Origin of the sequence: Microseira sp. BLCC-F43 (genome assembly GCF_041929235.1) — a bacterium.
Lineage (GTDB): Bacteria > Cyanobacteriota > Cyanobacteriia > Cyanobacteriales > Aerosakkonemataceae > Microseira.
Window position 1 is genome coordinate 25692 of the sequence record NZ_JBHFNP010000315.1, and the last position, 9292, is coordinate 34983.

The 9292-nt window shown below is 43.8% G+C and carries 4 protein-coding genes; all 4 read right to left on the reverse strand.

The window, feature by feature from the left end; genetic code table 11:
• Positions 1–163: 163 nt before the first annotated feature.
• Positions 164–2779, reverse strand: coding sequence for an ABC transporter substrate-binding protein (locus ACE1CM_RS42355; protein ID WP_374885307.1), 2616 nt, complete (start codon positions 2777–2779; stop codon positions 164–166).
• Positions 2780–2823: 44 nt separating this feature from the next.
• A complete protein-coding gene (gene iscB, locus ACE1CM_RS42360) occupies positions 2824–4131 on the reverse strand; it encodes an RNA-guided endonuclease IscB (RefSeq protein WP_374885308.1) in 1308 nt (435 codons plus the stop codon).
• Positions 4132–4579: 448 nt separating this feature from the next.
• Positions 4580–7153: an ABC transporter substrate-binding protein gene (locus ACE1CM_RS42365; RefSeq protein ID WP_374885310.1), complete on the reverse strand. Its 2574-nt coding sequence runs from the start codon at positions 7151–7153 to the stop codon at positions 4580–4582.
• Between the two features lie 496 nt (positions 7154–7649).
• Entirely contained in the window at positions 7650–8924 is a 1275-nt protein-coding gene (locus ACE1CM_RS42370; protein ID WP_374885312.1) for an ATP-binding protein, read from the reverse strand.
• Positions 8925–9292 lie beyond the last annotated feature (368 nt).

Sequence of the window (9292 nt, forward strand, 5' to 3'; positions counted from 1 at the left end):
TCACGCTCGCTCTAGCGATCTCCTGATAACAGAGGTGGAAATTCACGGGAAATATTGGTATTCAAGGATTCATGAGTGAGATGCGATCGCACAGTTGCATCTCCAAGTAACTCTTGTGGGATAGGCGTCTCGCCTGTCTAGGAAGTTTCTTTGTTGCAGAAGTCTATTGTAGAAGCCTAAATTTACCTCCCTCAACCTTAACAAGCTTGGGTTGATTCTGTCGTTCCCCTTGAGGAGTAAACTTGAGGGAATCACCTGAAGTTTCACTGGCTGAAAGATTGATATTTTGAAGTCTTCGCATAACTGTAGCGCGAGTGGGATTGGGCGACAAAGCTTGAATAAACGCCTGAGTCGCATCATAGCTACTAGCTGTGCGCCAGTTCACATTTCCTCCCCATTGCTGCGCTGCTGCTGTTGCGAATTTTTTTGCTTGTGGTGCTTCCCTAAACCAAGATACAGCTAAAATTAAGCCTTCAAGATCTCGATTGCCTTCGTTCAAAATTGTCTGGCTATACAAAGCATCCCCTCCTAACAACTTTAGCCCTTGTGTCTGCTGGGCGTTAGCTGTGGCAATTTTCAGCGCCACATCAGTATTTTGCTCGTCGGGAAACAACACAATTGCCTGCGATCGATCTTCATACAGACTCTTGGCAACTTCTGTTTCTCCATTGAATTGCGATTCCGTCAAATCAATCCTCCGAACTACGCTACCTCCTAGTTTTTCAAAGTTTTTTGTAAATTCCTCCCTGAGACTGTCGCTGTAGGAACTATCAGGATTGTAGAAAATTACAACTGAGTTCAAGTCTAGAGATTTTCTGGCATATTCAGCTAATTTTTGAGCAGCAGCAGCATCAGAAGGCACTGTTCTAAAGAAATTATCACCCTGCAAAGATGTACTGGTGCTGGTGGGAGAGATAGTGGCTATTTCAGCTTTTTTGTATTCATTTAGTGCCGATTTGGTAGCATCGCTAGAGTAGTGTCCGATTACTCCCAGTACAGATTTGTCTTTCACCAAATCAGCTGCTATTTGTTTAGCTTGTTCCGGGGTGTTAGCATCGTTGGCGATGACAATTTCCAATAATCTACCGTTTAATCCTCCTTTTTCATTGAACTCATTTTGTGCCTGTGCCACACCGCGTAAAATTTCTTTAGCTATTGGTTCTTGGTTATCCACTGGCACGACTGCTGCCAAAGTTATAGGAGAACCCTGTTGCTTTGCCAGTGCATTGTTGTAGTAAATTAGCACTTCTGGGTCGTTGCGATTATCTGCGACGGCGAGTTTAAAGAATTGCGCTGCTTGGGAGTAATTGCCTTGTTTGAATGCGGCAATGCCACGGGTGCGATTCGGGTTACCAGTAATAGGAAAAAACGTGCGATCGCCGCGACTAATATTACTCCCATCGGCTACGCAACTAATACCTAATACTTTCTCTTGACCTGGTGGACAAGGAGTTACCAAACGATAAACGCCGAAACCTACAGCAGCAGAGATTACTCCTATTGCTGCCACCGTTCCTAACAGAACTCGCTTGTTTACAACTGGGGCATCGGCGGGAATAATAGGTGCGATCGCTAGATCTTGTTTTTGTCCTGATAATTGCCCGCCAATCGCTCTGCTATTAACTATTTTTGCTTCAACCTTTTCTAGTTTTTTTAATTCACGTACCTCTTGTTCGACTGGGTGACGTTTCAACAACCAGCGGCGGACTAATTCTATTTTTACTTTGCGTGTCTTGTCATCCAAAAAACCCCTTGCCACCAGTTGTTTTGCTGCTTCAACGAGGGATTCTGTTCTGGGAACTCCATAGCTTTTGAGCAGCTTTAATAGGTTTTCTGGAAATTTATCTGCTTTTTCACTAGCTATTGTTTCAGCTTCTGCTGCCGCTGAAAAAACTACTTTTTCTAGACGAGACAGTCCATCCCAGAACCATGCCAATCCAGCTTCAGCACTTTCAATTGCCTTGCCTACAATCCTTTCTACATCTGCACGAGTCACCGTCCAGTTATCTAAATCCCTTGCTTGCCCGAAAATAGAAAAGCAGATTACTTGGGTAAAATAAGGATGCCCGCCCGACAGTTCCAGAATGGCTTTGATCGCCTCCTCTTCGTATGTCAGAACTCCCTCAGCTGGTTTAGTAATTAAATATTTAGTACTTGCCTCATCTAGCAAACCAATTTCCTGGTATGGCGCACCCTTAAATAACCTGAGTAAATTCGGCAGATCTGGGGATTGCCGTCCTAAACATAGAACCGTGAATAGTTTCTTATCTACCTCTAAGATAGAATGTAAATAGGGGAATAACTCTTGAACTACTGGAACTGAATAATCACTGCCTGGAATATCAAATTCATCCAGCAACAAAACCAGATTTTTTTCGCCCAATGCCTGATATACTTGGGTCAAAAATTGGCTATAAAAAATATATGGGTCTTTTTCTAAATCTGGAATTGAAGGCGGCTTTATCCGCTCATCCAGTTGCAGGTGTGCGATGATTTCTTTAGCCAGGTCTACCAAGATTGTGCTGAGGGTTGCTTGGCTGTAGATTTCCAGGTTGAAAGGAACAAAGACAAACTCATCTGATGAAACAAACTTGGGAATATTACGCACTACAGACGACTTCCCGATACGTCTTTGACCGTCCAACAAGATAACTTTTTCACCAAATCTCAGATTATCGTCAACAAAGCGGAGTATTCTTTCTCGCCCGACAAAGAATTCCGCGTTATTGATTGGACGACCGATGATGTAAGGATTTCTGCCAGCCAATGAATATCTCATAAATAGGAACACCAATCATGTCAGGATTTTTGCGATCGCCACACCTAAGCATCGCCGAATTGCTGGACAAAGGTGGAAAACCCATACATATAACCATCGTTACGATGAATTGCTTTGCAGTATTTGTGGCGCACTGGGCTAACCTTTCCTCTCGGCGAAATCAGCTCAAAAACTCCGCTTTTTCTAACTACTAGCCTACCAACATGAGTGCCTGCAAACTTTCCTGCGGGTAGAGTCGCTTGCACCATATCGCCAGTTTGAAAGCCAAAGAACGTCTTGCACCGCGTTCTATGTTTGGTTGGAAAGCCGTATTTATTAGGCGTACACATTTGGCGATTTCCCCACCCCTTAGCCACAATCAACAATGGATTAGAGGTCAATACTTGCAAGCTTTCTACTACTCCTACACAAGCAGCATCTAAGCAATGAGTTTTAGGCAGTCCCAACACAGTGCGGTTGTATTTAGTTCTGCCGCCCGTTCCGGTTTCAACTGGCAGGCATGTCTGTTTTAATCTGTTCAATAGAGCGAAGCGAGTAGCATTTACTGCGGCTGCATCTTTTAATGGTCGTTTGGCAAGCTTTGCGATCCGACTTAACACATCCGGCTTTTGTGCTAAAAAATCTTGAATATCTTGATTTCCTTTTGCTTGATTGCATTGATGGCAAGCAATGGTCAAATTAGAAACTCTCTCGCTTCCTCCTCTCGATTTTGGTTGGATGTGTTCGACTTCAAGCGGTACATTTTGATTGCCGCAATAAGCGCACTTCCTACCCCATTTGTGGAGTAAATATTCTCTAATCTCGTACCCTGCAAGTTCTCCCTGTTGGTACTCTATGCCTGATATTTCAGGGTTTTGTAGTTTTTGCGTATCGAATTTGACCAACTCCTGAGATATGCCAGTAATCGGAACATATCGACGTAGCCGCATCACCCAAGTTAGTACATTTTCCACCAACGATCGCAGGCTGGGTGGTAACCACCCTGCTTTCCGAGTCCGGTTTAAAAACCGTGGCTTGCGATACCTAGTTTTACGGTTTCTGCGGTGGCGACGAATAGCGCGACGCGATTCTAGATCGTTCTTAATTTGCTGTCTTCTGTGGGTTAACTGGGCACCCCAGATAACTTTACTGCCCTGTACAATTGCTAACCCAGTAACCTTAGAACCCGGATCAATTTTTAGTTGATGCGGCTGTGTTTTCTGGCTTGGAACTGCGTGTTTTAAGATGATTGCAAACGGGTAACGCCTATAGATAGCGGCTTTTCCTTGGTTTAACAATCGCCTTGCTTGTCCTGGTGGTACTGGGTCAAGCGGTTGAAAATTGGTATCTAGAACAAAGACAAAATTAGACATAAATGTCCTCCCTTTCGGGGTAATGTTTTCCTCGCCAATGTTTTGAGGGCTTGTGTTTTGTCAAAGACACTAGCTTAGCTAAATAGACCTGTTTAATCTTTGACGACAGAGCCACAGACTGGAAAGCACCTGTAGGTGTCATGACTCTCAAAACGTAGCTTTCGCTTAGGCTGGCTATCTCTTCACCGTTTGCTAATGGTTGTCCAGTTTTGTCCAGTGTTTAGCGGATAGCGTAAATGCACTGACACTGCTCTACAGAACTTGGCTAAACTTATCTAAAGTTTACCATTCAACCAGAAATAACTTCTAGAGGGTCTGCTGCCTGCTTCAACCAAGGGAGTCGGCTCCAAATTGTCCACAGGCGTTAAGTGCAGGTCTTGCCAACCGTACTATATCATCAGGGGCACAACTCTTGTGGGGTGGGCATCCTGCCCGCCATTGAGGAAGTCTATTGTAGGAGCTTAAATTTACCTCCCTCAACCTTAACAAGCTTGGGTTGATTCTGTCGTTCTCCTTCAGGAGTAAACTTGAGAGAATCACCTGAAGTTTCATTGGCTGAAATATTGATATTTTGAAGTCCTCGCAGAACTGTAGCGCGACTGGGATTAGGTGATAAAGCTTTAATAAAAGCCTGAGTTGCATCATAGCTACTAGCAGTGCGCCAGCTAATTTCTCCTCCCCATTGCTTCGCTGCTGCTGTTGCGAATTTTTTTGCTTGTTGTGCTTCCCTGAACCAAGATACAGATAGAATCAACCCTTCAACATCTTGACCGCCTTGATCCAAAATTGTCTGGCTATATAAAGCATCCCCTCCTAACAACTTTAGCCCTTGTCTTTGTGGATTTTGGGAGCTAGTCTTTAGCCTAGTCGTCTGCTGGGCGTTAGCTGTAGCAATTTTCATCGCCACATCAGTGTTTTTTGCGTCCGGAAACAACACAATTGCTTGTGCCTTATCTTTATACAGACTCTTTGCAACTTCTGTTTGTGGATTGAATTGCGATTCGGTCAAATCAATCTTCCTCACTACGCTACCTCCTAGTTTTTCAAAGTTCTTTGTAAATTCCTCCCTGAGACTGTCGCTGTAGGAACTCTCAGGATCAAAGAAAATCGCAACTGAGTTTAAGTTCAGGGATTTTCTGGCATATTCAGCTAACTGTTTTCCAGCAGCAGCATCAGAAGCAACTGTCCTAAAGAAATTATCACGCTGCAAAGATGTACTGGTGCTGGTGGGAGAGATAGTGGCTACTTCAGCTTTTTTGTATTCATTTAGTGCCGATTTGGTAGCATCGCTAGAGTAGTGTCCGATTACTCCCAGTACAGATTGGTCTTTCACCAACGCCTGAGCTATTTGTTTAGCTTGTTCTGGTTGGTTACCATCATTGGCGATGACAATTTCCAGTAAGCGACCGTTTAATCCCCTTTTTTGATTAAACTGATTTTGTGCCTGTGCCACACCGCGTAAAATTTCTTGAGTTATTCCTTCTCGGTTATCTACTGGCACGACTGCTGCCAAAGTTATAGGAGAACCCTGTTGCTTTGCCAGTGCATTGTTGTAGTAAATTAGCACTTCTGGATCGTTGCGATTATCTTCAACAGCGAGTTTAAAGAATTGCGCTGCTTGGGAGTAATTGCCTTGTTTGAATGCGGCAATGCCACGGTCGCGATTGGGGTTTTGATTATTGGGAAAAAACCTGCGATCGCCGCGACTAATCCTTCCCGTATCTGCTTCACATCGAATACCTAATAATGCTTTGTGTTCACCTGCGGGGCAAGGAGTTGCCACTCGATAAACTCCGAAACCTACAGCGATCGCTGCGGCTGCTATTGAGCCTATCAGAATTCGTTGACTTTTAAACAGGATCGCGACTTTGCTATTTTGACTTTTAAGTTCCTTCAGTTCATTATTCATTACCTGCGTAAGTGGGTGATGTTTTACCAACCAGCGGCGAACTAATTCAACTTTCACTCTCAGTCCTATGTCATCCAACCAACCATTTATGACTAGGTTTTTTACTGCATCCAACAGGTAAATTTTTGTGCTGATTCGATGCTTTTTTAGTAACGTTAAAGGTTTTTCCGGAACTATTTGATTTTTATCAATAGCTATCTTTTGAGATTCTGCTACCGCTGAAAAAATCACTTTCTCTGGTATAGACAGTCCATCCCAGAACCATGCCAAGCCACCTTCAGCACTTTCAATTGCCTTGTCTACAATACTCTCTACATCTGCACGAGTGACCGTCCAATTATTGTTCAAATTTGCTTTCGTGAAAAGACAAGAGCAGATTACTTGGGTAAAATACGGATGCCCTCCCGATAGTTTCCGAATTTCTTGGATCGCCTCCTCTTCGTATGTCATAATTTCCTGCGCTGGGTTCCTAATCAGTCGTTTAGCACTTGTATCATCTAGAAAACTTATTTCCTGGTGAGGCGCACTTCCCAACAAACTAAGCAGATTTGTCAGATCGTTCACATTCCGTCCCACTACCGGAATTATAAATAATTTTTCCTGGTTGCTAGTGAGCGATTGTAAATATTTAAAAAAACCAGCGCCATTATTTAGTATGTTGTTTTGGCTTTCCACAACATCAAACTCATCCAGCAACAACACCAGATTTTTATCGCCGATTGCCTGATAAACTGTGGGTAAAAAATCACGAGATAATATATCTGTATCTCCTTCTAAGTCTTGAATATTCGGCAGCACCATATCTTGTCGCTCAAGGTGTTGGACAATCTCCTGAGCTAGGTCATGCAGTATACTACTCAGAGTTGACTGACTGTGACCTTGCAAATCAAAAGGAACAAAAACAAACTCATTATTCCCAACTTTGTTGGGAATCTGTTTGAGTACAGACGACTTACCTATACGTCGTTGACCGTGCAACAAGATAACTTTTACATTCTGCCTCAGATTGTCCTCAATAAAGGCGAACAGACTTTCTCGACCAAAAAACTTGTTCGGATCTGTTATAGGAACACCGACAATGTAAGGATTTCTAGGATTTGTGTTCCCAACCATATTCTCTATCTCCACAGGTTTCCAGTAGTTTGTCAAAGTTATTTAAGCTATTGAAAAACCAGGTTTTTTTCAACAATACCTTGGTCAATTTTCCCGGCTGAAGAAACCGGGTTTCTCGGAAAAATCGTCGCTTTTTAACTAGAGATCGACGCAGAAACAAAGGTGATGGGTTAGTCTTAGGCGTAGCAGGCACCGGCTAAAGAAACCGGGTTTCTCGGAAAAATGTCGCTTTTTAACTAGAGATCGACGCAGAAACAAAGGTGATGGGTTGGTCAAATCCAGGCTGCTCTGGCAGCCTTTGCTCCTATAGCCGCACCCTTAGTGGCTGTTGGATTTTGGCAAAGGTATTGTTGAATAAACCCAGTTGTTCAAAGGAATCAAATTACAGCAGATTGCAGCCGTATGAGGTACAGCCTTTTGGCTTCGTTTGTCAAGCGCGCACCCTTAAGGGTGCGCGCTTGACAAACTCAGGTGTACCTCATGCGCGTGCAAGCCGCTATATCAATCCGTTCAAAGCGGCTACTAATTTAGCCAACCATTCAAGAGTAGACGGCACTTCATTTTTATTCGTCCATAGCCAGTTAATTGAGCTTTGGAATTTTTTGACTTGAGAGTGACTCATGAGGTTGAGAAACACCTTTTGTCGTTCTTGCAGGAAAGCCTTATCCGCATTCCAAATCTCTTGAATCACCCATCGTTCCATGATTGATGAAGTGAAGCTGTATGGCACTTTTCCACCGTTAACGCGGGTAATTACAAGTTGTTCTTCTAGTTTGGTTAACTCGCGCTCTCTTTGGGTGAAAATTAGATCCATGCCCCGCAAATCAAACTGTTTGTTCTTATGCAGACGACCTTTTAAATGAAACAGAGCCATCAGCATCAACAAAGTCTGCTCTGGTTCAGAACTCCTGGCCCAAATACTGTGAAAAAATGGCTGGGTAGAGCTTTCAAAATCCTGAACAAAAGCTTGCACATCAGGGACTTTCCCGGTTCGCAGTTCTCTGTAAAGCAAATAACCAGCTATCTGTAATAAACGCGGGTGTCCACCAGCAATTTCTTCAATCGCATCCCGTAATTCTGGTGTCATTGGGATGCCGAGTAGGTGAGCAATTTCATTTTGATTAAATGGCTTGAGGGACTGGAAAAGATAGTGGTTATACCAAGGTGAAGCAGTTGCTCGCAGGGGGGGTCCAAGTTCATTCAGGCGCCTGAGAGAAGCGACTATCATCGAGAGATATTTGCTCTCCTTGCAGTGAACAGCCAAACTACGGCATTCGGTGACGAATTGTTCCACGTTGGCTTCAGTGTACTGCTCGTTTGGGCGCAGAGCTGCATCATAGTCATCTACCAGCAGCACCAAGAATTTATTTTTTTTCCCAAGCTTCCCCAATATCTGGCGCAGGCTATCTTTGGTTGTTGTATCCGTTTGCAATAACGTTTCAATTTCACCCTGTAATTCAGGTTCGCTGACCAAGTTATTTTTGATTAAGCTCAAGACTTCCCGCCAAAAGCCAGAGGGAGTGAAGGGAATGATATTCTCGCAATTAAGTAGAGCGATCGCAGCCTTAGATGGATCTAATCCGTTATTTTTCCAGAATTGCGGCGACGCCAGCAACTGCAAAAAGGAGGTCTTACCCATTCCAGGACCTCCCCAAAGCGCCAAATGAGCGCGATTATAGATTTGGTCGAATGCCGCCGCAATTTCATAGCTTCGCCCCACAAATCGCTCTGGGGGAACTGGTTGACCAACGCTGAATGGATTATTGGACATAGTAATTATCTCAACTGGAATCAGGTATCTCGCTGGATGCACCCAGTTAAGATACGGAATTATGAGGGCTAGGACTTACGCGCATATGGATGTACCCAGTTAAGATGCGGAATTATTAGTAGCTCGAACCAACTCTTGCCTCGAGTTAGCAGCTTGTTTATCGATGATGCTCCCAGTCGCCCTATCCTTGCACTTGGATAAAATTATTACACGACTAAAGTGGAAACTGCCAACAAACCAGAACCGAGGCAAATCACCTTTGTTTCTAGGAAAAATCATCGCTTTGCAATCAGAGAGCGCTGGCAGAAACCCGGTTTCTCGGTTTCTGCAAACAAACCAGAACCGAGGCAAATCACCTTTGTTTCTAG

Excerpts from the sequence above, each read along its gene's own strand:
- ACE1CM_RS42355 (WP_374885307.1), bottom strand. The coding sequence starts at position 2,779 with ATGAGATATTCATTGGCTGGCAGAAATCCTTACATCATCGGTCGTCCA.
- iscB (WP_374885308.1), bottom strand. The coding sequence starts at position 4,131 with ATGTCTAATTTTGTCTTTGTTCTAGATACCAATTTTCAACCGCTTGAC.
- ACE1CM_RS42365 (WP_374885310.1), bottom strand. The coding sequence starts at position 7,153 with ATGGTTGGGAACACAAATCCTAGAAATCCTTACATTGTCGGTGTTCCT.
- ACE1CM_RS42370 (WP_374885312.1), bottom strand. The coding sequence starts at position 8,924 with ATGTCCAATAATCCATTCAGCGTTGGTCAACCAGTTCCCCCAGAGCGA.